19 protein-coding genes are annotated in these 25,251 nt (G+C 39.9%); 16 read left to right on the top strand and 3 right to left on the bottom strand.

The annotated features are described in order from the left end of the window. Positions 1 to 78: 78 nt before the first annotated feature. The gene (locus tag OMU_RS04615; RefSeq protein ID WP_016178806.1) at positions 79 to 1,404 is read left to right on the top strand and encodes a glycine/sarcosine/betaine reductase component B subunit; all 1,326 of its coding nucleotides are present in this window, start codon (positions 79 to 81) and stop codon (positions 1,402 to 1,404) included. Positions 1,405 to 1,616: 212 nt separating this feature from the next. On the opposite strand, the gene OMU_RS04610 is transcribed toward OMU_RS04615, so the two are convergent. Further along, entirely contained in the window at positions 1,617 to 2,858 is a 1,242-nt protein-coding gene (locus OMU_RS04610; RefSeq protein WP_016178709.1) for an IS110 family RNA-guided transposase, read from the bottom strand. A gap of 308 nt (positions 2,859 to 3,166) precedes the next feature. Here OMU_RS04610 and grdH point away from each other — a divergent pair, with 308 nt between their 5' ends. From grdH to OMU_RS04580, 5 genes are all read left to right on the top strand, one after another. After that, on the top strand, positions 3,167 to 4,486 hold the full coding sequence (gene grdH / locus OMU_RS04605) for a betaine reductase selenoprotein B (protein ID WP_081638469.1): 1,320 nt from the start codon (positions 3,167 to 3,169) through the stop codon (positions 4,484 to 4,486). Positions 4,487 to 4,553: 67 nt separating this feature from the next. Continuing rightward, a complete protein-coding gene (locus OMU_RS04595) occupies positions 4,554 to 6,041 on the top strand; it encodes a BCCT family transporter (RefSeq protein ID WP_016178803.1) in 1,488 nt (495 codons plus the stop codon). Between the two features lie 165 nt (positions 6,042 to 6,206). After that, positions 6,207 to 6,905 (top strand): GntR family transcriptional regulator, encoded by a 699-nt coding sequence (locus OMU_RS04590; RefSeq protein ID WP_016178802.1) that lies wholly within the window; start codon positions 6,207 to 6,209, stop codon positions 6,903 to 6,905. Between the two features lie 39 nt (positions 6,906 to 6,944). After that, positions 6,945 to 7,502, top strand: a complete 558-nt coding sequence (locus tag OMU_RS04585) for a DUF3841 domain-containing protein (RefSeq protein WP_016178801.1) — start codon at positions 6,945 to 6,947, stop codon at positions 7,500 to 7,502. Continuing rightward, the gene (locus OMU_RS04580) at positions 7,460 to 8,071 is read left to right on the top strand and encodes a DUF3841 domain-containing protein (RefSeq protein WP_016178800.1); all 612 of its coding nucleotides are present in this window, start codon (positions 7,460 to 7,462) and stop codon (positions 8,069 to 8,071) included. The genes OMU_RS04585 and OMU_RS04580 overlap by 43 nt, the downstream gene beginning before the upstream one ends. 32 nt (positions 8,072 to 8,103) lie before the next feature. Here OMU_RS04580 and abc-f read toward each other — a convergent pair whose 3' ends face one another. Next, positions 8,104 to 9,597 (bottom strand): ribosomal protection-like ABC-F family protein, encoded by a 1,494-nt coding sequence (gene abc-f, locus OMU_RS04575; protein ID WP_016178799.1) that lies wholly within the window; start codon positions 9,595 to 9,597, stop codon positions 8,104 to 8,106. A gap of 645 nt (positions 9,598 to 10,242) precedes the next feature. On the opposite strand from abc-f, the gene OMU_RS04565 reads away from it, so the two are divergent. The 9 genes from OMU_RS04565 (at position 10,243) to OMU_RS04525 (ending at position 22,165) form a co-directional block, all read left to right on the top strand. Then, on the top strand, positions 10,243 to 11,991 hold the full coding sequence (locus OMU_RS04565; protein ID WP_016178798.1) for a glycoside hydrolase family 13 protein: 1,749 nt from the start codon (positions 10,243 to 10,245) through the stop codon (positions 11,989 to 11,991). Positions 11,992 to 12,100: 109 nt separating this feature from the next. Further along, positions 12,101 to 12,472 carry a DUF1304 family protein gene (locus OMU_RS04560; protein ID WP_016178797.1) on the top strand — a complete coding sequence of 124 codons (372 nt, stop codon included), beginning with the start codon at positions 12,101 to 12,103 and terminating at the stop codon, positions 12,470 to 12,472. Positions 12,473 to 12,593: 121 nt separating this feature from the next. After that, the gene (locus OMU_RS04555) at positions 12,594 to 13,106 is read left to right on the top strand and encodes a YehS family protein (RefSeq protein WP_016178796.1); all 513 of its coding nucleotides are present in this window, start codon (positions 12,594 to 12,596) and stop codon (positions 13,104 to 13,106) included. Positions 13,107 to 13,265: 159 nt separating this feature from the next. After that, positions 13,266 to 15,875 carry a pyruvate, phosphate dikinase gene (gene ppdK, locus OMU_RS04550; RefSeq protein WP_016178795.1) on the top strand — a complete coding sequence of 870 codons (2,610 nt, stop codon included), beginning with the start codon at positions 13,266 to 13,268 and terminating at the stop codon, positions 15,873 to 15,875. Positions 15,876 to 16,507: 632 nt separating this feature from the next. Next, complete coding sequence (pepV, locus tag OMU_RS04545; RefSeq protein ID WP_016178794.1) at positions 16,508 to 17,926, top strand: dipeptidase PepV; 1,419 nt, start codon at positions 16,508 to 16,510, stop codon at positions 17,924 to 17,926. 85 nt (positions 17,927 to 18,011) lie between these two features. Continuing rightward, complete coding sequence (locus OMU_RS04540) at positions 18,012 to 19,931, top strand: OPT/YSL family transporter (RefSeq protein ID WP_016178793.1); 1,920 nt, start codon at positions 18,012 to 18,014, stop codon at positions 19,929 to 19,931. Continuing rightward, a complete protein-coding gene (locus tag OMU_RS04535) occupies positions 19,924 to 20,289 on the top strand; it encodes a PqqD family protein (protein WP_016178792.1) in 366 nt (121 codons plus the stop codon). The genes OMU_RS04540 and OMU_RS04535 overlap by 8 nt, the downstream gene beginning before the upstream one ends. 300 nt (positions 20,290 to 20,589) lie before the next feature. Continuing rightward, the gene (locus OMU_RS04530) at positions 20,590 to 21,264 is read left to right on the top strand and encodes a DUF6088 family protein (RefSeq protein WP_227132159.1); all 675 of its coding nucleotides are present in this window, start codon (positions 20,590 to 20,592) and stop codon (positions 21,262 to 21,264) included. Beyond that, on the top strand, positions 21,245 to 22,165 hold the full coding sequence (locus tag OMU_RS04525) for a nucleotidyl transferase AbiEii/AbiGii toxin family protein (RefSeq protein WP_016178790.1): 921 nt from the start codon (positions 21,245 to 21,247) through the stop codon (positions 22,163 to 22,165). The genes OMU_RS04530 and OMU_RS04525 overlap by 20 nt, the downstream gene beginning before the upstream one ends. 115 nt (positions 22,166 to 22,280) lie before the next feature. Here OMU_RS04525 and OMU_RS04520 read toward each other — a convergent pair whose 3' ends face one another. Then, complete coding sequence (locus OMU_RS04520; RefSeq protein WP_016178789.1) at positions 22,281 to 22,559, bottom strand: zinc ribbon domain-containing protein; 279 nt, start codon at positions 22,557 to 22,559, stop codon at positions 22,281 to 22,283. Between the two features lie 255 nt (positions 22,560 to 22,814). Between OMU_RS04520 and OMU_RS04515 the strand changes: the two genes are divergently transcribed. Beyond that, positions 22,815 to 25,205, top strand: a complete 2,391-nt coding sequence (locus tag OMU_RS04515) for a Xaa-Pro dipeptidyl-peptidase (RefSeq protein WP_016178788.1) — start codon at positions 22,815 to 22,817, stop codon at positions 25,203 to 25,205. The last annotated feature ends 46 nt before the right edge of the window (positions 25,206 to 25,251 follow it).

Raw genomic sequence — 25,251 nt, 5'->3', positions numbered from 1 at the left:
TTTAACGTAAAAATATCAAGTTTTACTCTATAAAGAGCATTTAGATGAGATGCATTGATTTGAGAAAGGAGCAAGTAAATGAAATTAGATATCGCAAATTTTCATGTCGTGGATATTCAATTCGGTGAAAAGACAGCATATGCCGATGGAATCTTGACGATCAATAAAAAAGAAGCGTTAGATGTCGTTTTTGAAGACGAACACATCACAAAAGCAGAACTACACATCGTTAAACCAGGGGATGAAGTTCGATTGGTCCCGGTAAAAGAAGCGATTGAGCCTCGTTATCGTGTTGGAGGCGGACCCGTTTTTCCTGGCGTTACTGGGAAATTGATGCAAACTGGTGACGGGGTGACTCATGCGTTAAAGGACATGAGTGTCTTAGTTGTCGGACAACACTGGGGAGGGTTCCAAGATGGACTGATTGACATGAGTGGAGAAGGGGCGAAATATACCTATTATTCTCAACTTAAAAATGTTGTATTAGTGGCTGACACGGATGAAGAATTCGAATGGCATGAACAGCAAAAGAAAAATCATGCACTACGCTGGGCAGGCATGCGTTTAGCTGAGTATATCGGAGCAGTCACCAAAGGCTTAAAATCAGATGAGGTGGAAACCTATGAACTAGAACCGATTACCAAACGCAGTGAAGCGGTCAACAAATTACCAAGTGTGGTCTTTGTCTTACAACCGCAATCACAAATGGAAGACTCAGGCTATAATGACTTAAATTACGGTTGGGACTGCAATTTGATGCTTCCGACTTTTATGCATCCGAATGAAGTGCTGGATGGTGCGATGATTTCGGGCTCCTTTATGCCGTGTTCATCAAAATGGTCGACCTATGATTTCCAAAACTTCCCAATGATAAAACGGTTATATGAAGAACATGGAAAAACAATTAATTTCCTAGGAATCATTATGTCAAATCTAAACGTCGCCTTGGAGCAAAAAGAACGTGCGGCCCTATTTGTTGCGCAAATGGCAAAAAGCTTAGGTGCTGATAGTGCTGTGGTAGCAGAAGAAGGGTATGGTAATCCGGATGCTGACTTTACCGCTTGTTATGTAGCTTTAGAGGATGTAGGGATTAAAACGGTTGGTTTGACTAATGAATGCACAGGGCGCGATGGCGCCAGCCAGCCACTTGTATCAATGGACGAAAAATGTGATGCGATCGTTTCAGCAGGAAACGTGTCAACGTTGATTGAACTTCCACCAATGAAGACTGTATTAGGAGAATTAGAAGCGTTAGCTAGAGATGGCCTTTCTGGCGGCTGGTCAAATGATGAAATTTTGGGTGCTTCGGTAAAACCAGATGGGTCGATTATTATGGAGAACAACGCAATGTTCTGCGGAGATCAGGTGGTTGGCTGGTCAACGAAGACTATGGTTGAATTCTAAATTTGTCATTTGGTACTTTGAAATGAACTGAAGAATTAAATTAAAGTGTTTTTCCAAAAGAATTCAAGATAGACAGAATTAGGAGGGAAAGTTTGAAAATAAATCTATTTGAAGATACCTGAAGAACGGTACACTAAATAAGCCTACCGTTTTCAAAATTTTTGAAATGGAAGACAACGAGTCTATTTAGGAAGAATCAACGTAACTTTGGTTTAAGCACTATCTATAATGGTATATCCGCGTTTTCTTAAAAGGTCCAGAGCTTGGGATTGCGTCAGAACTTTCTCTTCTTTCGCAGGTTTTGGCTCCAGATATCCTTTAGCAGAATAGGGTTCCACCTTTGATAAGACATTCCAGATAGCGGTCAGGAGCATCTTACAAATAGCAATGATAGCTTTCTTGTGTCCACGATTCGCTTTGATTCTACGATAGCGATTTTTAAATTCTGGATGTTCTTTGGATCTGAGAAGAGCATTGGCAATCTGTACAAGTAGCGGTTTCAACGACTGCCCTGCACGAGAGATACGTGTTGATTTTGTTCGTCGGGCACTGCGATCGTTTCTTGGACAGCATCCAGCCCAAGAAATAAAGTGTTTCGAAGTTGGAAACACGGACATATCCGGTCCTATTTCTGAAAGAATCGCAATCGCTGTTATTGGCTGAGTGTCTAAGCCCGGTATGGTACGAAGTAGTTCCAAAACAGGGGAGAAGGGTTCTGCAAGAGCTTGAATCTCTAGATTGATCTCTTCTCGATGCTTCTCAATCTCGTTAATATGGTTGAGGCATTGGCGAAGCTTAATCGCTTGAGGTACAGAAATCGCCCCCTCAACTGCCGCTTGGATTTCTTCAACGGGAGTTTTACAACGGGCATGGATAAATGGTCGAACATCAAATGATTCACCGGGATGTTCTAACAAGTATTGGATGATAGAAGTGGATGATTTTCCGAACACATCACTAAAAACATCATCTAGTTTCAGATTAGAAACGGTTAAGCAGTTTAAAGCACGATTCTTTTCACTTGTTTTCATGTTGGTCAGTTTCGTCCGATAACGCATTAGATCACGAAGCTGGCGGATTTCAAGACCAGGAATAAAACTGGGTTTGATCATGTCGCACATAAAGAGATCACAAATCCATTTTGCATCTTTGCGATCTGTTTTATTTCCTTTCTGGGGTTTGGTGTACTTCGGATGAGCCAGTGTGACAAAACAAGTTTTTTCAAGAATATTAAAAACAGGGATCCAAAATTTACCGGAAGATTCCAAACACACATCCTTACAGTTGTATTTAGCAAGCCATTCAGCTAATTCATTGAGACCTTTTGTAAAGGAAGAGAAGCGAGCTTGCTTATACACTGTACGACCATTCGCATCTGTGATTCCGATACACGCATAGATCCACGTTTTGTGGACATCCAAGCCACAACAATTTTTACGAAAGATTTTGAACATAGCAACCTCCTGTAAAAAAATAGTACAGGTTTGGTAGGGACTGGTCATCCGGCGAAATCGAGTCAACTTCGGAAGAGATAAGTTTACGGGCTACGGGTTTGCGCCATTCATTGATGCCTTAACGGATGACCGACACCATATAATTATGCGGGGTTGCCGCTATACAGCCCCGCCACTCACCTCCTCGGGTTCTGTAGTGTACCAGGGACCTGCAAGGAAAGGGTAACACGGAATAAAAAAAGAAAGAAGGCGCTCTAAGGTTTTCATCACCTCATTGGTGCCTTTCGTAGGAAGGCGGATTTATAATTATGAAAGCGATTTTATATATCAATCAGTTTTTCGGACAGATTGGCGGCGAAGAATTCGCTGGTCATGAGCCGGAAATTAGAGAGGGAATTGTTGGCCCAGGCATGGCTTATGCCAAAGCTTTAAAAGATGAAGTTGAAATCACGCATACGATCATCTGTGGCGACAATTTTATGGGGTCAAAAACCGACGAAGCAATTAAAAGAATTCTTGGCTTTTTAGATGATAAAGAATTTGATATTTTCTTTGCCGGACCAGCATTTCGAGCAGGGCGATACGGTGCAGCTTGTGGCCATATCTGTTCGGCTGTTCAGAAGAAATTTGGTGTTCCAGCAATCACCTCGATGAATGAAGAAAATCCAGGTGTGGAGATGTACCGTAAGGAAATGTACATTTTTAAAGGTGGAGCAAGTGCAGCAGCGATGCGTAAAGATGTTGCGAAAATGTCCGCTTTTGCTTTGCGTTTATTATATGGAGAAAAATTGAACTCAGCAGCTGAAGAGGGCTATTTCGGTCGGGGAATACGTGATCAAATTTGGTTGGACCCACCAGTACCAGCAACCGACCGTGTTATTGATATGCTATTGAAAAAAGTCAATGGAGAAGAGTATCAATCTGAATTGATCATTCCTAAATCAGAACGAGCACCGATCGCGCCAGCTATTCCACCAGAAGAGTTGGCTAAAATAAAAGTTGCCTTAGTGACATCTGGCGGAATCGTTCCAGTTGGCAATCCAGATAGAATTCAATCTGCTTCAGCAACCAAATGGGGCAAATATAATGTTGAAGAAATGGATGAACTGAAAAAAGGTGAGTTTATGACAATTCACGCGGGGTTTGACCCAGCTGCCGCCAACGATGACCCGAACGTTGTTCTGCCGTTAGATGTAATGAAAGAATATGCGAAGGAAGGAAAAATCGGCGGAGTGTATCCGCACTTCTATGCGACTGTAGGTACCGGAACGACGCAAGCAGAAGCGACTAGGATGGGACAAGAAATTGCGCAGGAATTGGTCGATGATGGAGTTAAGGCTGTTATACTGACATCCACCTGAGGCACCTGTACTCGTTGCGGGGCAACGATGACCAGAGAAATTGAAAAAGCAGGAATTACGATTGTTCAAATGGCGAACCTGATTCCAGTGGCTCGTACAGTAGGTGTAAATCGAATTGTACCAACGATTTCGATTCCATATCCATTAGGCGATCCTGCCACACCGAAGGAAGTTCAACACAAACTCCGTTACCATCGTGTGGGAGTTGCGCTAGATGCGTTAACCACTGATATTGAAGAACCTCGACTCTTTGAAGTAAAAGTTTAATTGCAGAATTGACGGGCTGTTTAACGACGGCTCGTCCAATAAAAAACTTTGAAGAGGAGACGTTCAGATGAAAAAAAATATAGTATTTTATGTTTCTCTTTTAATTACGGCTATTATCGTAGTGATTGGGTTAATTGCGCCAGATCCATTCGCACAGGCGATGAATAGCACGAAAGCTTTTTTAGTAGATACATTTGGTTGGTTTTATTTAATTGCTATGTTTGTATTTGTCGTTTTCTCGTTACTTATTGCTTTCAGTCGTTTTGGTAAAATAAAATTGGGCCCAGACGATTCTGTTCCTGAATATAGTAATAAATCTTGGTTTGCAATGTTGTTTGGAGCTGGAATGGGGATTGGGTTGGTTTTTTGGGGAGTGGCAGAGCCGCTGAATCATTTTGCTACGTTTGGCGGAACAGAAAAAGCAGCGGATATAGCTATGCAGAAATCTTTTTTACATTGGGGCTTTCATCCATGGGCGGCTTATTCGATTATTGGAATGGCGCTGGCTTACTTCCAATTCAGGAAAAAAACACCTGGATTGATCAGCAGTATTTTCTTACCGATTTTAGGTGAGGAAGGTGTACGAGGACCGATTGGAAAACTAATTGATATTTGTGCGGTTTTCGCAACAGTTGCCGGAATCGCCACCTCACTTGGTCAAGGAACCTTACAGATTAATTCAGGTCTGAATTATTTGTTTGATATTCCAACAACACGTCTGGTTCAGATTATTATTATTGTGGGCCTAACCATTATTTATACATGGACTGCAGTCAGCGGAATTGATAAAGGAATTAAACTATTATCAGATATCAATCTTTATTTGGCAATCGCGCTGCTTCTAGGGGTTTTTCTGGTTGGTCCGAAGATCATGTCATTGAACATTTTTACTAATTCTTTTGGGGGATATATCAATAATATCGTATCAGAAAGCTTTTCAATCAATCCATTTGGAGACAACTCGTGGCTGGGTTCATGGACAATTTTTTATTGGTCATGGTGGATTGCTTGGGGGCCATTTGTAGGAACCTTTATCGCTAGAATTTCTAAAGGAAGAACGATTAAGGAGTTTGTCTTAGGAGTAATCATTGCCCCATCGATGGTTTCCTTTATTTGGTTCTCGATCTTTGGCAGTTTAGGATTGAATCTTGATATCGGAATTATCAATAAGGCAAAGGAAGTGACGGAAACGGCACTGTTTGTGGTTCTTGCTGAATATTCATTAGGGATGATTTTTTCAATTATTGCTATCTGTCTTTTGTGTACTTTTTTCATCACATCTGCCAATTCGGGGATTTTTGTTTTATCGATGTTTTCATCAGAAGGTGACTTGAATCCCGGCAATGATAAAAAAATCTTATGGGGAGTCATTCAAGCTTTATTAGCTTTGGTTTTATTGATGACCGGCGGTTTGGATGCTTTGCAGACGTGCTCAATCGTAGCGGCATTACCATTAACAGTGATCATGCTATTATGTGCCGTTTGTTTATTTAAGGCTTTGATGCAGGAAAAGAAAACACCAGACAAATTATCCGAGTCTTCTAAGCTAGAATAACACGACTAGGTTGACTATTCATGTGAATAAAAGTACAATCGGGTTTTTCTGAAAAATCAGAGATATTGAAACGATTGAAGCGGTCAAATACCGAACGACAAGAGACTTAGCAAAGGCTTTCTGATATAATTAGTGACGTATATCTGAAAGGATGCTGAATTATTTATGGATATTATGCCTAGATACGAAAAACAAAGCTTAAGTGACATGGTCGTATCGTATGTTAAAAATAGAATCTTATCTGGCACGTTAAAAGGCGGCGATCGCTTAATCGAGACAGACATCTCGAATCATTTTAATATTAGCCGGGCTCCAGTAAGAGAAGCCATGCGGATTTTGAACGAACAAGGGTTAATCACGTTTTCACCTCGCAAAGGCAATCATGTGATTGAAATGGACCCAGCAGAAATAATGGAAGTGTTTGAAATTCGAACCTCACTAGAAACGCAAATTTTACGAAAAATTTTGCGAAATCAAATGATTAAGGAAGAAGATTTTCAACAGCTGACAGAGATTGCTTTGGAGATGAAGGATGGCGAGAATCGTTGTCGTAATGAAGAGGATAAGGTCTTTTTGCTGAATACATTAGATATTTCATTCCATAAGTATCTTTGGCAGCTGTCAGGCAGTGTGCGCAGAGCGCAGATTTTAGAGAGCTTGTTCTATCAGTTACTTATCGCCATGAACGAAGATCTTTCTTCTTTGGGGATTCTTGAGAAGAAATCAGAAGAGCATCTGGCTTTTGTTGAGGTTTTACGTAAGAATGAACTTCCATTAGTAGTTCGTTCGTTTCATAATCACATCCAAAATTATGTTAAAGCTACTTTGCCGGAGGAAGAACAGAATTTTTGTTTGGATTGCTAGGAAACATGTTTTTGCTTGTTTCTAACTTTTGGAGGAAATATGACAAACAAAGTAAAGGTTTGGACGAAGCAGCATGAAAATATTTTACAGGTGTTAGAACAAACGGGACGGTATATTGCGAAAAAGGAATACATCCAGCAAAAGATGGAGGACCACAGCAGTCTGTATTTAGGTGTATATGAATGGTATATGCAGGCGGCTGCGCGTTTTGTTCAGCCGCCTGCTGACGTGAAATATCCAATTTGGGTATCGCTTTCAGAAGAAGACAGTATTCAAAATAGTGAAGGCAATACGATTTTAGAAATTGAACTTGACGAGGATCAGCTGATTGTGGTTGATTTATTGAAATGGGGAAATATTGTCAATCATTTGTACATTCCTAAAGATCTAGAAGACCAAAGGGAACATACAAGGCTGTTGGAGAAATATGGAATTGATGATATTACTGCTTTTATGACGCTTTTTTATCCCAATATCAAACGAAAAATCGAGCAAAGTCATGAGCGGCTTTTCGATGATTCGAGTGTATTGGGAGAGATGAAAGTGGGAACGATATGGGAAATTCGCAAGGAATGGATTACTCAAATAACCAGGTAACATTGTATACTTCTCAAAGTCGACTGGTAGTTGATAAGCTGATTAAATCGGGAAGGCATGTTGTCGACAACACCTTTATAAAGGAAAAGTACGGAGAAACGGCTCAAGTATTTTTGCAGGCGTACAGCTGGTATTGTCAAAATGCCGAAAAAATCGTTGAGCGTCCTGCAGATGCTGATTCTGCGATCTGGACTTTTTTAGATGTAAAATACCTCGATTATTCAATGGATTCTCAACTAATCAAGCTGCGTGTGCCGATCGAGCAGGTTGTCTTTTTCCGTATGTCTGATTGGAATAGGATTTTGAATCTGCGTTTTCTAGGTACGGAAGAGGAACAAGCAACGTATGATAACAAGCTGAAAAAATATAATATAACCTATGAAGGTGATGTCTATACGACAGCGTTCTATCCGCATTTGAAAACTGAGCTGATCCGCAGCTGGCAAAAGCTTTTTCACTATGATGCAGAGATAAAGAAAACTAAACGGCTCCCCTTTGAAGATATTCAAGGGGGAATATGGGAAGTTAAGCAGGCTTGGGTAGAATCTTTTTTAGAATGGAAAATGTAAATGAACCGTCCAATTTTTTTGGACGGTTCATTTTACTTATGCAACGCAATTTGTTTAGCATTGATATTTTTTAAAAAGGTTTGATCGTGCTCTACAATCAGCATTGTTGGTTTGAGCTGAAGTAAAAGGTCTTCTAATTGTTTTTGATTAAATACATCTAGATAATTTAGAGGTTCGTCCCAAATATAGAGTTCGGCTTTTTGGGCAAGGGATTTTGCTAATTCAACTTTTTTCCGTTGTCCCATACTCATTTCTTCAATTTTATTTTGAAAGACATTTCGTTCCATTCCCAGCTTTCGCAAATTGTTGAGAAACATAGAATAATCTAGCTGGTTAGCTTCAGCGAAATTCTGCAGATCGCCGCGATTACTTTCGTAGTTTTGGCGAACATAACTAATTTTAACGTTTGGCCGCAGGAGTTCTCCGCTGCCTTCGCCTGCAAAGTTTCCTAATAAATAATGTAATACGCTGGATTTTCCGATTCCGTTAGGGCCGGTCAATGCTGTGATTTCTCCTCGTTTCAGTTCAAAGGACAAGGATGCAAAAAGAGGTTCTTGGTCGGGATAACGTAGTGATAGCTCCTCGACTTTCAAAAGCTGAGCATGTCGGCTCGGTTGATAGTTCATCGTTAGACGATCGACGTCTTCTAAATCCTTTAAGAGACCTTCTTTTGCTTCGATTTGATCATACATTCGCTGCTCGATAGTTTTTGAGCGTTTCATTGTCCGAGCAGCTCGCGCACCGATAAAACCTGTATCGAAGATTCCGCCACTGCCTTTTTCCGAGGGTTTGCCGTATTTATCTGTTTCTCGAGAGCGCGACCATTCGGCTTTTTCGGCAGCTGTTTTTTTCAAACGACCGACTTCTTTTTTTATTTTGCGGTTTTGAGCGAGCTCGAATTCATCTCGCAGCTTTTTTTGCTCCTCATAGGTAGAAAAGTTTCCTTGATAAAGCACTAATTGGCTTTTTTCGATGGCTAAGGTATGATCGGTGACCTGATTCAAAAATTGTCGATCATGACTGACAACGATAAAGCCATCTTTGTGTTGCAAATAATTCGCAACATGTTGACGACCTTGTAGGTCTAAATGATTGGTCGGTTCATCAATTAGTGGAAAAAAGTCTTCCTGTGTAAAGAGCAGCGCCAATAGAACCTTTGTTTGCTCGCCTCCAGAAAGAGTTTGATAAGGTTGCCACAAAATTTGCGGGTCTAACTGAATCAGATTCATCTCTCGTTCTAATTCCCATAGCTCAAAATCAGCGACCTCCAGCAATGCGTAATAGGTTAATTGTTCAGCTTCGCCAACGCTCGCTGGAAAATAAACCGGACGTAATGGAAACTGAATATCTCCCTGATAGGTGTGTTTTCCTAAAAGTAATTGCAGAAGGGTGGTCTTTCCGCGACCATTACGACCAACTAAACCTAATTTCCAACTGCTATCAATTGTTAAATTGGCGTCATTAAACAATAAATCGACCTGTTTATCAAAACCAAAGGTTAAATGTGTAATTTTAATTGTAGACATAAAAAATTCCCCCTTTTGTTTCATTAGAGAAACAAAAAAATCCTGACCAATTTTCAGGAAAGGATTAGGGCGATTCTTGGCTCAATAGTAACAAGCAGGTAGAACGGCTAGCTCATTAGAGAGGAAATTATTTTTCAAAGTTCGTGAAAAATAATTTTATTCTCGTACGCCTACCATTCTGCTAAACTGCTTGTTCACTATATTCGCGAAATTTTTATATTACCTATTCATGCTTAGCAAACTGCAACAAGCACAACTGGCAACAAAAAAAGACCATCCCTTGAAATCCTAAGCCAATCCTGAAAATCTGCCCACTGATCCTATCAACAACTGTCAATTTATGATCGGTTTGCAACTTCCAACATTCGCTTAGTTTTTCAACGGCATGATCCCTCGTTTCTGTCTTTGATGAATTTATTAAAACAAAATTCATTGGCTTTGTCAAAAAAAATACGGACGCAGCCGCTTCCCCAAACATGCTACGCCCTGGAGTGATCCTCGTAAAACGAGGCGAAGAAAATTATTCTTCTATAATTATAGTAGCATAATTTTGTGAAAAAAATGTGTTTGAACACTTGAAATAGTTTGAAGTGGAGACGTTGTTAATATTTTTGTTACAATGAAGGCAAAGAAGGAGGTGGCGGGATGAACAATGCAGGAATTTATCATCGTCCCGAGAGTGAGTTTGCGTTTCTTTATACTAAAGATCTGATGCGGATACGTTTGCAGACAGCTCGTGATGACATAAAAACCGTGGGGCTGATCAGCGGAGATTTTTATACCTTTGCTGAAGAAAAATGGTATCAGAAACAGCAACCTATGAACAAAGCCTACACGACTGATAATCACGATTATTGGGAGATTGAAGTTACCGCCTCCCATCACCGTTTAGCCTATGCTTTTTGTATTACAGATTTTTCAGGTAAGCAGTTTTTTTATACGGATCAAGGGATTTTTGACTATGAAGAACAACGTTTAACGCATGATAATCTCTATTTCCGAATGCCATATTTTCAGGAAATCGATCGCTTTAAGGTACCAGATTGGGTAGCTAAAACGGTTTGGTATCAAATTTTTCCCGAGCGCTTTTATAATGGCGATCCCACGAATGATCCGGAAGGTACGCTTGCGTGGGGCAGTGAAAAACCGTCCCGAGAGAATTTTTTCGGCGGTGATTTACAAGGAATTATTGATAAGCTGGACTATTTGGAAGAGCTGGGTGTGAATGGTTTATATCTTTGTCCGATTTTTACCTCACCGTCGAATCACAAGTATGATACTATCGATTATTATGAGATTGACCCGCACTTTGGGGACAAGCAGCTTTTCCGTGAGTTAGTCGAAAAGGCGCATGAACGTGGAATGCGTGTCATGCTGGATGCAGTATTCAATCATCTTGGGGCAAGCTCTCACCAGTGGCAGGATGTGATTTTACATGGGCAAGAGTCAGCCTATGCCGATTGGTTCCACATTGCATCTTTTCCACCAAGCTATACCGCAATTCCTAATTCCGAAAACGCGAAAAATTTGAACTATGATACTTTCAATTTTAATCCGCATATGCCGAAGCTGAATACAGCGAACCCGGAAGTTCAGAAGTATTTGCTGGAAATTGCGACCTATTGGATTCGTGAATTTGATATCGATGGTTGGCGGCTGGACGTGGCAAATGAAGTGGATCATCATTTTTGGAAAGAGTTTCACCAAGCTGTTTTGAAGCAAAAGGAAGATTTATATATTTTAGGTGAAATTTGGCATTCTTCTCAAAGCTGGTTACAGGGCGATGAATTTCATGCAGTGATGAATTATGCCTTTACAGATAATATCAAAGCTTTCTTTGTCGAGCAGTCGATCTCAATTTCGCAAATGATTTTTGGGATGAATCGCCAACAGCTGCTTTATCGCGATCAAACCAATGAAGTAGCCTTTAATTTACTAGACTCTCATGATACACCTCGTATTCTGACTTTGTGTCAAGGCAATAAGGAGTTGATGAAAGCAGTCTTAACCTTTATGTTTATCCAAAAAGGAACTCCGTGTATTTATTATGGCACTGAAATTGGCATGGAGGGCGAAATGGACCCGGATTGTCGCCGATGTATGATTTGGGAGGAGCAGGACGAAGCGCTTTTAGCATTTGTGAAGCAATTGATTGCTTTGCGGAAGCAGTTTTCGGAAGTGTTCAGCTATGGAACTATGACTTGGCACTATGATGATGACAAAAAGGCGTTTTCGCTGACTCGACAGTATAAGGAAAAGACTTTAAGAGCTATCTTTAATGAAGGAGAAGCCTTTGGGGTTGAAAAAGCAGGAACGCGATTGTTTGCGCAGAATTACCATGAAGATGATGCTTATCAGTTAACGCGTCATGGATTTGTGATTGAGAAACTGTAAGCCGTTTTGATTGGAAAAAAGGAAAAAGATGAATATAGTAGATATCTGATCAGATTTATTTTTTTGGAAGAAAAAATAATTACTTTAATAGGAGTAAGGAGAAGTATCTATGGAATTCATCATTCTTTTATTATCCGGGATCATCGGTTTGCTGCATTTGGTAATTATGGGGCTGGAAATGTTTGCGCCAGCGGAAAAACAGGCAAAAACATTTGCAATGCCAATGAAATTTGTCATTCAAAAAAATGCGCAAATTGCCTTGAAAAATATGGGCATTTACAATGGCAGCTTAGGATTGGCACTGTTGACAAGTTTGCTGCTGTTTCAGGGAGATATAAGATTGAAGGTTTTGCTATTACTCAATCTGTTTGTCGTGATTGTGGGACTCTATGGTGGTAAGACCGTGACAAAATCGATCTATCTGATCCAAGCGCTGCCTGCGATCATTACAGTTTTATTCATCCTGTTTCAATTAATTTAAAAAGTTCGGCTAAGGAGCAAGTCCTAGCCGAACTTTTTTTGACTGTCTTCAGCCACTTTAGAAGAAGCAGACAGCATTGTGTTATAGTAGGAGGATCAGTCGAGAGCAATGGAGGAAGAACATGAATAATAACGATTTATTGTTGCGCTTAAGATATGCGTTGGATATCAAGGATGCGGATATTGTAAAAGCTTTTGAATTAGGTGGCTTGGATATTTCCAGAGAAGAGGAAAAAGCTATGCTGACGAAAGTACGTGATCATGAGTTTGAAGAAAATGAAGGCTTTGAAAAGAACGTTTATGTAAAAATGATCAATAATAAAACCTTGGATAGCTTTTTGAATGGCTTTATTACCTTAAAACGTGGTGAACCGAAAAATAAAATGGCGCAGGCACCCCAGCCTAAAAGCACGGAAATTAGGCATATGAATAATGTTTTATTGAAAAAAGTAAAGATTGCGTTAGCACTGACCAGTGATGATATACTGGATATTTTGGCTGAGGCAGGCGTTTATCCTTCAAAAGGAGAGCTTGGTGCTATTCTAAGAAAAGAAGGACATCGTAATTTCAAGCCCTGCGGTGATAAATATGCGCGAAATTTTCTGAAGGGATTAGCACTATGCTACCGCGAGTAATTGAATAAAATAATTAAGACCTGTCTTTCATAATAAGACAGGTCTTTTTCTGCGTATATATGTGCAGAATGAAATTATATAATCATCTTATTGACTTTATATAAGTCGCGTATTAAACTGTTAGTAGATTAAATAAAACTTTTTTAAGAGGAGAAGCGCATGAATCGTTGGGTTTATTTATTTTCAGAAGGATCTAAAGAACAAAAGGATTTATTAGGTGGGAAAGGTGCTAATCTCGCTGAGATGACCAAATTAGGACTGCCAGTTCCAACAGGTTTCACGGTTACAACAGAAGCCTGCTTACATTATTTAAACCACGGCAACCAGCTGATTGATGAAATGAAGAATCAAGTGATGGAAGCTGTTGAAAAATTATCGACTAAAACGGGGAAAAAATTCAGTGATTTGGAAAATCCATTGCTGGTTTCCGTGCGAAGCGGTTCAAAATTTTCGATGCCGGGAATGATGGACACGGTTCTAAATCTAGGTTTGAATGACAAAACAGTCGCGGCTTTAGCTGAAAACAGCCAGAATGAACGCTTTGCCTATGATTGTTACCGTCGTCTATTACAGATGTTCGGAAATGTCGTGATGGGCTTGGACAATAATGATTTTGAACATCGCATCACAGCACTAAAAAAGGTAAATGGTTTAACCTTTGATAATGAGTTGACTGCGGATCACTGGAAACAAATTGTAAGCGAGTACAAAGAAATTTATCGAAAAAAACTGCAACGAGAATTTCCACAGGACCCGATCGAACAATTATATCTGGCGATCGAAGCAGTATTTGGCAGTTGGAATAACCAAAGAGCCAAGACCTATCGTCGCCTTCATGACATCAGTGATGATTTAGGTACGGCCGTAAATATTCAAGAAATGGTTTTTGGTAATTTCGGTGATACTTCAGGAACTGGGGTCGTCTTCTCACGCAATCCATCGTTAGGCGATCCAGGATTATTCGGTGAATATTTAATCAATGCGCAAGGCGAAGATGTGGTAGCCGGTGTGCGGACGCCAAAACCGATTCAAGTCTTAGCGGATGACATGCCTGAGCAATACCAGCAGTTAAAAGGCATCTGCGAAGATTTGGAAAAACACTACCATGATATGCAGGATGTTGAATTTACGATTGAACGGGAGAAATTATTTATTCTGCAAACCCGCAGCGGTAAGCGAACATCGAAGGCGGCGTTAACAATCTTGTTGGATTTCTACAAAGAAGGAATTATCGATGAAAAGGAATTAATCAGTCGGATCGAAGCGAAGGATTTGGAAGCAGCCTTGCATCCAAACTTTGATGAAAAAGAATTGAAGAGTCATGAATCCTTCTTATCTGGATTAGCTGCTAGCCCGGGCGCTGCAACAGGAGCGGCATACTTTACTGCCGAAGCGGCGACCGAGGCTAAAGCACGAGGAGAAAGAGTCGTCTTAGTAAGGGAAGAAACTTCGCCAGAGGATATTGAGGGAATCGCCGTCAGCGAAGCGGTTATTACCAGCCGCGGCGGAATGACATCTCATGCGGCAGTGGTTGCTCGCGGAATGGGAATCTGTTCTGTAGTGGGTTGTGAACGACTGACGGTTTTAGAAGAAAATAAAGCGACTGTCGGTGACAAGGTTATCGAGGAGGGCACGATCCTTTCTGTAGACGGAAGCAGCGGAAATATCTACTTTGGCGAGATTCCAATGGAAGAAGTGACCAATACCGTCGCTTTAGACGATCTTCATGAGATTTGGGAACGTCATGCGAAAATTAAGGTTCGTGCCAATGCCGAAACGCCAAATGATATCGAAACTGGCATGGCTTTAGGGGCAGTTGGAATCGGCTTGGCACGGACAGAGCATATGTTTTTTGAAAAGAGTCGATTGTTGCAGTTCCGACAATTGATTTTGGCGGATAGCTTAGACGAACGTTTGGAAGTATTAAAGGATTTGAAAAAGGTCCAAAAACAAGATTTCAAATATATGTACGAAGCAGCTAAAGGCAAAGCAACGACGATTCGTTTGCTTGACCCGCCGTTGCACGAGTTCTTGCCAAAAGGTGCGGATGAGTGCCGGGAAGTGGCGAAGGAGCTTGGCAAGACCTATAATGAGGTGAAACGAAAAACCGATAATTTGGCTGAAGTCAATCCAATGCTGGGCTTCCGTGGTCTGCGTTTAGGTGTAGCGTATCCAGAAATCTATCAGATGCAAGCCGAAGCGATCATTGAAGCTGCTTGCGAAGTGACAAAAGAAAATGATTTTGCCATCCAACCAGAGATCATGATTCCATTTACGATTGATGCGCAAGAGTTCGCTCGTGTGCGGGCATCGATCGAAGAGGCAATCCAAAAAGGTTTAGAAGAGCAAAAGCTCGCTGTGGATTATCAAATTGGAACAATGATCGAAATTCCAAGGGCCTGCTTTGTGGCCGATGAAATTGCCAAACATGCTGATTTCTTTAGCTTTGGGACGAATGACCTGACGCAGATGGCGCTGGGCTTGTCTAGAGATGATTCACCACGAATTATCAATCAATACATGGAGACAGGAATTTTTGCGGACGACCCATTCCAAGTCTTAGATGAAGCGGGAGTCGGTGCCTTGATGAAATTAGCTATTGAGCGAGGAAGACAGGTGAATCCGAAGCTGAAAATTGGAATTTGCGGTGAAGCTGCGGCGCATCCAAAGTCAATCGCCTTCTTAAATAACTTGTCTATCGATTATATTTCTTGTTCGCCATTTAGAATACCGCAGGCAAAAATGACCTTGGCTCAAGCGGCGTTGTAAAAGTAGATAAAACAAGAATAAAAAAACATTTATATGAGTTTTGGATTAAAATGTAATATGATTTCAAAAAGAGATAGTCTTTTATGAGGCTATCTCTTTTTTGTTATTGACTGAATTATTCGAAAACTTAATATTAATGAAAGATAACAAACAAATGAGAAACGCAAGAGTTAAATGAATGAAATATAATTTGTAAACGGATACAACCTTCGTTATACTTCTTGTAGGATTTAAATGTGTCATGTCATAGAAAAAGTTCTTTCTTTTTGAATTGCTTAGATAACATATTTTTTTTAGAAAAAACTTTATTTTTGATGAAATTTATCTTATTTAAATTAAATGATAGTTTTTTCACAATGACTTATGAATAAAAATACGGTATAATGCTGATTTGGGAGGTGAAACAAACTGCGGAATTAGGAATCATAGAATAACATTTTGACATTCATGAGCGATCTTTTCCGTTGATTGTTTTGACGTATTGCATCCTCTAAAAGGGACCGTTAATTCGTCTTTTTGAAAAAAAGTTATTCTAAGCTGTCAAAATTTGAGAACGATATTTAGACATGATCTTTCTAATGAATCTAACAGGTTTTAACTTGTTATAAAAAAAAGAAAGCAGGGATTAAACAATGACAATTGATTGGCAAAAAGAAGTAGAAGCACGCAAAGACGACTTACTGAAAGACTTAGGCGATCTTATCCGGATCAACAGTATTCGCGACGTGGAACATGGAACAAAAGAAGAACCTCTTGGACCTGGACCAGCAGCCGCTTTACGTAAAGTATTAGAATTTGGCGATCGCGATGGTTTCGTGACGAAAAATATCGAAAACGTAGCCGGCCATATCGAATACGGTGATGGAGAAGAAATGTTCGGACTATTAGGACATGTTGACGTAGTTCCTGTCGATGACAACTGGGATACAGATCCATTTGAACCAGTGATCAAAGATGGAAAATTGTATGCGCGTGGTTCAGCTGATGATAAGGGACCTTCAATCGCTGCTTATTATGCAATGCGTATTATCAAAGATTTAGAATTACCAATCTCTAAAAAAATCCGCTTCATCTTCGGTACCGACGAAGAAAGTGAATGGGTAGGGATTCACCGTTATATGGAAGTAGAAGAAATGCCTAAAGTAGGTTTTTCTCCAGATGCACAATTCCCGATTATTAATGGTGAAAAAGGAATCTTGTCTTATGAAGTAACTTTCGCGCCTAAAACGAATGCTGAAGCTGGCGACTTTGATCTAGTAAGCTTCAAATCAGGCTTACGTACGAACATGGTACCAGGGGATGCAACAGCTGTTCTTAAAGTAAATGATGAAGCAAAAGTTGCTGATATGAAGGCTGCATTCGACGCATTTATCGAAAAATCAGAAGTGAAGGGTGAATTTGCTGAAAACAACGGCGAAATCACGATTACTGTAATTGGTAAAGGTGCTCACGCACAGGAACCAAAATTCGGCGTCAACTCTGCAACATTCTTAGCAGCATTCTTAGCTGACTACAACTTAGACGGCAATGGCGCTAACTATATTCAAACAATCGCTGAATATATGCATTTAGATTACAACGGTAAGAAATTAAATGCTTACACAAAACACGATGTAATGGGTGAAACAACTTCATCAGCGAACTTGTTCGATTACAGTGCAGATGGCGACAAAAAAGTTACCTTAAATGTTCGTCATCCAGAAGGCATCGACAAAGATACAATCTTAGCCAACATGGAAGAAGTTCTTAAAGCTGCAGATGTTTCAATCGCAATCATCGGTGATGTGAAAACTCCTCATTATGTTCCAGCGACTGATCCATTAGTGAAAACATTATTGGACGTTTACGAAGAACATACTGGTCTTGAAGGCCACGAAGAATCAATCGGCGGGGGTACTTACGGTCGGATCCTAGAACGTGGTGTCGCATATGGCGCAATGTTCCCAGGTGAAGAAAACGTAATGCACCAACCAAATGAATTTATGCCTATTGATAGCTTGTTCAAAGCAACAGCTATTTATGCTGATGCTATTTATCGCTTAGTTAAATAGTCGGTATTGAGAGACAGGAATCCTGTCTTTACAGGATTCCTCATCTCGATGGGGAAATGATAGTAAGGAAGGAATTTCAAAGATAATGAAAAAACTCTCAAAAGACGCTTTTGGTGGAGTAGCGGGGAAAGATTATGTCCCGTATGTAGCTGATAAGCCTAAAAAAGCAGGTTCACCAATCATCATGATTTTAGGTATTTTGCTTGCTGCGTTGTTCGCTGCGTCAACTGCTTATTCAGGTATGAAGGCTGGTTTAACTGTAGCCGCAGGTATTCCAGGCGCAATTATTGGATCAGGGCTAGTCGCTCTATTTGTAAAACCTAAAACAATTTTAGGTAAGAACTTATTGCAATTGATGTCGAGTGGTGGGGAATCTGTAGCATCAGGGATGATTTTCGTATTGCCAGCCGTTATTTTAGTCGGTGGTAAAGTGAACTTCATCGAAGGTGTCGGCTTAGGAATCGGTGCTGTTTTATTAGGTGTCGGTGTATTCTCAATCGTTCAAGATTACATGCTAGTTAGTGAACACGGTAAATTAGTGTATCCAGAAGCAATGGCGATCTCTGAAACATTAGTCGCTTCAGATACTGGTGGCGATTCATTAAAATACATGGGAATCGGTTTTGGAATCGGCGGTATCTTAACTGCATTAACTGGCTCTGTATTTGGCATTATGAATAATGTTATCAGTTATGTAAATGAAAGCTTCTACAAATGGAAATTTGAAACAGAAGTAAACCCATTATTAGCAGGTATCGGATTTATCGTCGGAATGGACGTATCAGTCTTGATGTTTGCTGGTTCGATCTTAGCAAACTTCGCGATCGCGCCATTATTAGGCTATTTCATGGAAATGGCTAACAGCAATGCCCATGTTTGGGATAACGCTTCTCAATTATTGAGTGCTTCAAACTTTGCAGTGATTTCCGGTTCTTATGTTAAATACATCGGTGCTGGTATGATGATCTCTGGTGGATTGATCGGCGCGATCAAATTGATCCCAACCATCATTTCATCAATTTCTGCAACGATGAAAGGTCGTAAAGACGGTGTCGAACAAGAAGGCGGCGGTATGTTGCCGTTGATCGTTGGTGCTGTTGTAGGTATCGTAATGGGCTTCATTATCACTGGAAGTGTTGCAATGGCACTTGTTGGTGGTTTGTTGTCAATTATCTTAAGCTTCCTATTCGTTATCGTTGCAGGTCGTTTGACTGGTACGATCGGTACCTCAAACTTACCAGTATCTGGTATGACGATTGCGTCAATGGTTATCTTAACATTAGTCTTTGTAATGATGGGCTGGACTTCAGCTGAAAATACACAACAATTATTGATGTTTGGTACATTTATCGTATTAGCGATCTCAGTAGCTGGTGGTTATTCTCAATCACAAAAGGTTACGTTTGTAATGGGCGGAAACTTCAACGAAGGTCGTCGTTACTTCTTGATTTCTAACATTGTCGGTGTAGTTATTGTTACTGGTATGATGGTAATCTTATCTCCACAATTAGCAATTACTGGATCAAATCCTCCATTTGGTTTGCCGCAAGCGAACTTGATGGCGACATTGACTTCAGGGATTACGTCGGGTTCACTTCCATGGCATATGATCATCGCTGGTATCGCAATGGGTGTTGTATTACACTTCATGAAGGTTCCAATTATGACATTTGCGATTGGGTTCTATCTGCCAATCTCAACAACGTCAATCATCTTAGTTGGTGCGTTGATCCGTCGCTTAATCGATGAATTAAACAAAAAAGAAACAGAAGAAGTTGCTGAAGAACGTATCACTTTAGGTGTCAGCTTGTCTTCAGGTCTGATCGCTGGTGGTTCAATCATCGGCTTGATCGGAATCATCTTACAAGTAACTGGCATCATCACTCCAGGAACTCCTTCAGGCTTCCTAGGCTCTAACGGTTCAGCAATCTTGCTATTAGTAATCTTAGTTGTTGCGATCATCGTTCCTTTATTAAGTGTGAAGAAAGTGAAACACAATGACTAAAGAACAGCCACAAGCTGTGAACCCTGAAACACAGGAGCTGCTAAAACGCGTTTATCGCCTCAAAGAGGATCTGCATTACGAAGTTCGTGATGGTATCGTATTTGTCATCACGGAACAAAATGCTTGGATTCAACGAGTCTTACGCAAAATTCATTATAAGATTCCAGAAACCTCAGAGATGGAATTGGATAAATACGGCAGCTTTATTCTTCAACAAATTGATGGGAAACGGACGGTTAAGGAGATTGGCGAAAACCTTGGTTCAGCCATAGAAGAAGCCAATAATCAACTGTACGATCGTTTATTGATTTATTTGCATCATTTAGAGAAGAATGAAAAATATATTGATTTAGTTTAAAAAAGAATTCCTTCAGGCGATTGCTTGAAGGAATTTTTTTGCGAGTTATACTTTCTGCAGTTTGAGGAATCAAAAAAGTTCTTTTGAGAAGCAAACAGAAGTATTTTTCTGAAATAGTCTAACTGATTGATATAGACAAGAAAACCAGCGTATTGTTTATGCTTAAAAATAATTTCTCCAAAATGACCTAGCTGTTGCTTTTAAACAGAATAATCTCATTTTGTCTCGAAATTACTAAATTAATTTGAAATTATTTCTAATCCCGTTTATAATGAATCTGAGGTGATAGGTATGTCTAAAATGGCGAACTTAGAAAAGAATCTATATGACGATTTTGGAAACAATGAGCCGATCATTATCAAAGAGATTGATTCAGAGAATAGGTATGATATTGATAAAGATTCATTTAGAAAATACTTATCTAGACTTCATGAAGAGGACAAAATTGAACGCTTTGATAATGGAATTTACTATTTTGCCACCTTGAATCAATACTTTAATGAAAAATCAAAATTGAGTGAGAACAAAGTCATTGAAAAGAAGTACATTCGCGACGACAATGTTGTCTATGGTTATATAACGGGATACAGTTTTGTGAATTATTTAGGTCTCACAACCCAAGTACCACAAGTGATTGAAATTGTTACAGGGAAAATTTCAAAGTCGATGACGGAAAATTTTAGTACCAGTTATAAACTAAAGAAAACCAGAGTTAATATCACAAAGGATAATTATAAATTTCTACAAGTACTGGATCTTTTGACTGATTACATGCCTTTGATTGAGGTGGACATTAGAGTCGTTAAAGACAAAGTTTTCAATTATCTAAAGGGGATAAAACTTACCGATACTGAAATAAAAAAAATATTGATCGCTTATCCTGCTAAAACATCAAAAAGTATTTTTACAGCTGGTTTTGATGAAATTGTATACAGCTTAAAGAAGGAAAATGATAATGTATCTATATCAGAGTAGAAAACTTTTTGAAGATTTGATCATTAGAACAGCTGAATATTTTAGTCTTTCTGAAGAAATTATTGAGAAAGACTATTTCGTTTCTTTATTTCTTAAGAGAATTGCTGAAGCTAATCCCAATATTGTCTTTAAAGGCGGGACTTCACTCTCAAAGGCTTATCAACTCATCGAGCGTTTTTCTGAGGATATTGATTTGTCTTATTTTATTAAGGATCATGGTGCCCCTTCTCAAAGCAAACGTAAAGAATTAACGAATACCATTAGAAATGTTGCCAGTGAGATGTCTTTGAAGATTCTGAATGAGGATGAAATCAGAAGTAGAAATGTTTATAATCGCTACAATGTCGATTATTCCTCATTATTCAATCGAGGAGACCAGTTAAAATCGGCTCTTATTATCGAAACGTATGCCCAAAACAGTTCTTTTCCTGTCAATAAAAAGGACGTTTCGAACTACATTTTTCAGATGAGTTCTTCAGTGGGAATATCGGAGTTGGCGAAGGATTTTCCTGAGCTTTTTCCATTTAAAATGAATGTGCAAACATTGGAAAGAACATTTGCGGACAAAATTTTTGCACTCTGTGATCACTATATGATCCGTGAACCGAAACATTATTCAAGACATCTGTATGATCTATATTATCTTTTTCAAAAAGAGAGTATAGATTGGGACAGTTTTTCAGAGACATTTGAGGAAGTGCGATTGATTCTTCAAAAAGATTTGAAACGAAATCCATCAAGTAATCAAACGATAAATATCAATAATATAATATCTCAGATAATGAAGGAAGATTTTTACAAAGCGGACTATGAATTGAGTACAATGTATTTGGCAACCAACGCACCAAAATATGAAGAAGTGAAAAGAGTTCTTTTATCGTTCAATAATAGATTGATTTAAATTCGAGTCCTTCAAGTTATTCGCTTGAAGGACTTTTTGGGCTTTAAAAATAGTAATAAGCGATAAGTGGAATGACGATCTGAAGAATTAACCTCAATCTAAAAAGTCGTCGTAATTACGACGACTTTTTCCAACGCTTCAGCTCAGGAAAGAAGCTGTTCATGAAATCCAATGCTTCTTCTTCTGTTTTCCCTTGTTCTTTCAATATATTAGCTTCCTTCATATGCTGCAGGCTGACGGCGATCATTTCTTCCATCGTGCAGTCATCAACAAAAGCTCCGTGCTTGTAGCAATATAAGCAGTACTCACTGCTTTCTGAGCCATCGTGTTCGGTTCCATAAACTCCTTTAGTCAATGGCATTCCGCAACTTTGGCAATAGGTCATTTCACTCATTAAAATCCTCCTCTTAATAAAATCCGGTAATCGTTTTCATTGAACTTTAACCGAACTCATCGGTAGTATTTGTTATAATTATTCTATCAGAAAAAAAGGATGCTCGTCCAACTTTTCTAAATTTATTAAGAATCGTTGATAGGTAGAATAACGAGCTCTTGATTGTTGAAGGAAAGTTTGGTTCATCGAATAAAAAGTAGTCCTATTTTTCGAATGGTAAACAAAAGATACTATGAACATTAAGGAGAGAAGTCAATGAAGATCAATCAATTTGGTTTAAAACGTGTCTCACTTGAAGAAGCAAAGAAAGAACTGGAGCAGGCCGGTTTTTTGACTATTCATTCTGCAAAGGATGCGACGAAGTTATGGTTTGAATTTTTACGGAAAAGCTTCTTAACTGTCCGCGATGATAGCGGCTTTATCAATAAGATGGGCAATTTCTTGGCGGATGAACAGACCGATCTTGGCACGTTTTATCAGGCGAATTCTTCGGTAACGAAGGAAGTTTTTTATACGATGGCTCTGCAGCAGTTGGATTTTGAACCAACGATCGATTTTGAGCCAAATAATGTTTTAGCAGAAGCTGAAAAGATTGGTGTTCCAATGATTGACGGTGATTTTTCTACCAGAGAGACACTTATCGAAGCTTGGTATTTATTGTTAACGAGTCATACTAAGAATGGCTTGAATTATTTAGATAAATTAGCTTCTGAAGGCTACTACGAAGATAAGGAGGTCAGCAAGCCTTTCTTCTTCAATGGGAAAGCGCAGGCAGTTTTTGATACTGCGCGTTTGATTCGGGAAGTAGTTTACGTGGAAGCTCCGCTAGATACGGATAAAGACGGGAAACGAGATTTACTAAAACTAGAGATTTTACGTCCTGCTGAAACGGAAGATGGACTACAGGTACCGACTCTATTTACGGCGAGCCCTTATAGTCAAGGCGTCAATGGACCGGCGGGAGAAGAGCTGACTTATGATGTGAATGTTCCATTAGAGCGGAAGGAACCAACCGAAACGACTTATGAGGATATTCGGTACAAACCGGAGCCAGTTGAGCTCCCAGCAGAACGGGAAGTGAAGGGCAAGGCGACACATGCGACCGAAACCTTCACTCGTGAAAATAATCATAGCCTGAACGACTTTTTCCTAGCACGCGGCTTCGCGGTAGTTTATGGTTCAGGAATCGGAACACGAGATTCTGATGGCATTCAAACCTGCGGATCGGTCGAGCAGACAACCGCAATGGTGGCTTACATTGAATGGTTGGCTGGCAACCGTCGCGCTTTCACAAATCGGACCGATAATATTCGCATCAAGGCTTGGTGGAGCAATAAAAAAGTCGCGATGACTGGAAAATCTTATCTGGGAACGCTGGCAACAGCTTGTGCGACACGGCAGGTGGAAGGGTTGGAAACAATCATTTCCGAAGCAGCGATCTCTGACTGGTATCAATATTATCGGGATAATGGCTTAGTTATTGCGCCTGGCGGATTCCCAGGGGAGGACGCGGATGTTTTAGCCATCGAGACCTTTAGTAAAATGCGCAACGCTGGTGATTACCTTCACAGCAAGAAATTCTTCTTGGACTATTTAAAAGATATGGCAGAATGGCAGGACCGGAAATTCGGCAATTACAATACTTTTTGGGATGAACGGAATTACTTGCCATTCATTAAAAATATCAAGTGTGATGTGGTAATGGTCCATGGGCTAAACGACTGGAATGTGAAACCACGTCAAGTCGCTGATTTATGGGATGCGTTGAAGGAGGTTCCTGTTGCCAAGAAATTGATCCTGCATCAAGGACAACACATCTACATCAACAATATGCCGTCGTTTGATTTCCAAGATATGATGAATCTGTGGTTGAGTCATAAGCTTTACGGTATTGAAAACAATGCTAAAGATATTTTACCGGACATCGTTTATCAGAAAAATACAGCTCCAGAAACGTGGGCTACGTTGCAGGACTGGGCGCCTGCCAGCGAAAAAGTCTATCATTTAGGCGAAAAGAGTCTGACAAATAACGTTGAAACAGGACATTACACCTTCAGTGATCAATTACCAAAAGAACAATATGACAGCTATACGAAAAATATTGAGCTTTGGGAAAAAGAGCTTAAAGAAGAAGGTCCGATGGACGGGCACCGTTATTTAGCAAAAACGGAAGCGCTGGAGGAAGCGGTCTTCTTAAATGGTCGTCCTAAGGTAAGGGTCAAAGTAGCTTCAAGTGTTGATTTAGGAATGCTGAGCTTTGAGTTGATCGACTTTGGCACCGCAAAACGCTTGAAACCAACACCAGACGTGGTCGCTTTACACGGATTGCCATTAGGTAGAAATTGGCGGGAAGATAATCTGGTAGAGTTCAAACTAGGTGCGGAAGACGATTACAAGCTGATCTCCCGTGGACATATCAATCTGCAAAACCGTGAGAATGCTTGGAAGAACGACGATCTGAAGGCCAATGAATTCGTAGAGATCGAAGTGGTCTTGCATCCGACGATGTATCATCTACCATCAGGTCGTCAAATTGGCCTAGCTATTTATGGAACCGACTTTGGAATGACCGTTCGCGGCAATCAAGACATTGATTACACCATTGATTTAGCCGAATCACAATTGATTCTGCCGATGGGTGAATAAATCCTTTAAACCAATCACAGCTTTTGTGGTTGGTTTTTTCTTTTAC

Source organism: Enterococcus avium ATCC 14025, from assembly GCF_000406965.1.
Classification (GTDB): Bacteria; Bacillota; Bacilli; order Lactobacillales; family Enterococcaceae; genus Enterococcus_A; species Enterococcus_A avium.
The sequence above is the reverse complement of the archived record's forward strand: the minus strand, read 5'-3'. Positions and strand labels throughout refer to the sequence as shown.

Bases quoted from the DNA above. Each gene is read 5' to 3' on its own strand.
- OMU_RS04615 (WP_016178806.1), top strand. From the start codon at position 79: ATGAAATTAGATATCGCAAATTTTCATGTCGTGGATATTCAATTCGGT.
- OMU_RS04610 (WP_016178709.1), bottom strand. From the start codon at position 2,858: ATGTTCAAAATCTTTCGTAAAAATTGTTGTGGCTTGGATGTCCACAAA.
- OMU_RS04595 (WP_016178803.1), top strand. From the start codon at position 4,554: ATGAAAAAAAATATAGTATTTTATGTTTCTCTTTTAATTACGGCTATT.
- OMU_RS04590 (WP_016178802.1), top strand. From the start codon at position 6,207: ATGGATATTATGCCTAGATACGAAAAACAAAGCTTAAGTGACATGGTC.
- OMU_RS04585 (WP_016178801.1), top strand. From the start codon at position 6,945: ATGACAAACAAAGTAAAGGTTTGGACGAAGCAGCATGAAAATATTTTA.
- OMU_RS04580 (WP_016178800.1), top strand. From the start codon at position 7,460: ATGGGAAATTCGCAAGGAATGGATTACTCAAATAACCAGGTAACATTG.
- abc-f (WP_016178799.1), bottom strand. From the start codon at position 9,597: ATGTCTACAATTAAAATTACACATTTAACCTTTGGTTTTGATAAACAG.
- OMU_RS04565 (WP_016178798.1), top strand. From the start codon at position 10,243: ATGAACAATGCAGGAATTTATCATCGTCCCGAGAGTGAGTTTGCGTTT.
- OMU_RS04560 (WP_016178797.1), top strand. From the start codon at position 12,101: ATGGAATTCATCATTCTTTTATTATCCGGGATCATCGGTTTGCTGCAT.
- OMU_RS04555 (WP_016178796.1), top strand. From the start codon at position 12,594: ATGAATAATAACGATTTATTGTTGCGCTTAAGATATGCGTTGGATATC.
- ppdK (WP_016178795.1), top strand. From the start codon at position 13,266: ATGAATCGTTGGGTTTATTTATTTTCAGAAGGATCTAAAGAACAAAAG.
- pepV (WP_016178794.1), top strand. From the start codon at position 16,508: ATGACAATTGATTGGCAAAAAGAAGTAGAAGCACGCAAAGACGACTTA.
- OMU_RS04540 (WP_016178793.1), top strand. From the start codon at position 18,012: ATGAAAAAACTCTCAAAAGACGCTTTTGGTGGAGTAGCGGGGAAAGAT.
- OMU_RS04535 (WP_016178792.1), top strand. From the start codon at position 19,924: ATGACTAAAGAACAGCCACAAGCTGTGAACCCTGAAACACAGGAGCTG.
- OMU_RS04530 (WP_227132159.1), top strand. From the start codon at position 20,590: ATGGCGAACTTAGAAAAGAATCTATATGACGATTTTGGAAACAATGAG.
- OMU_RS04525 (WP_016178790.1), top strand. From the start codon at position 21,245: ATGTATCTATATCAGAGTAGAAAACTTTTTGAAGATTTGATCATTAGA.
- OMU_RS04520 (WP_016178789.1), bottom strand. From the start codon at position 22,559: ATGAGTGAAATGACCTATTGCCAAAGTTGCGGAATGCCATTGACTAAA.
- OMU_RS04515 (WP_016178788.1), top strand. From the start codon at position 22,815: ATGAAGATCAATCAATTTGGTTTAAAACGTGTCTCACTTGAAGAAGCA.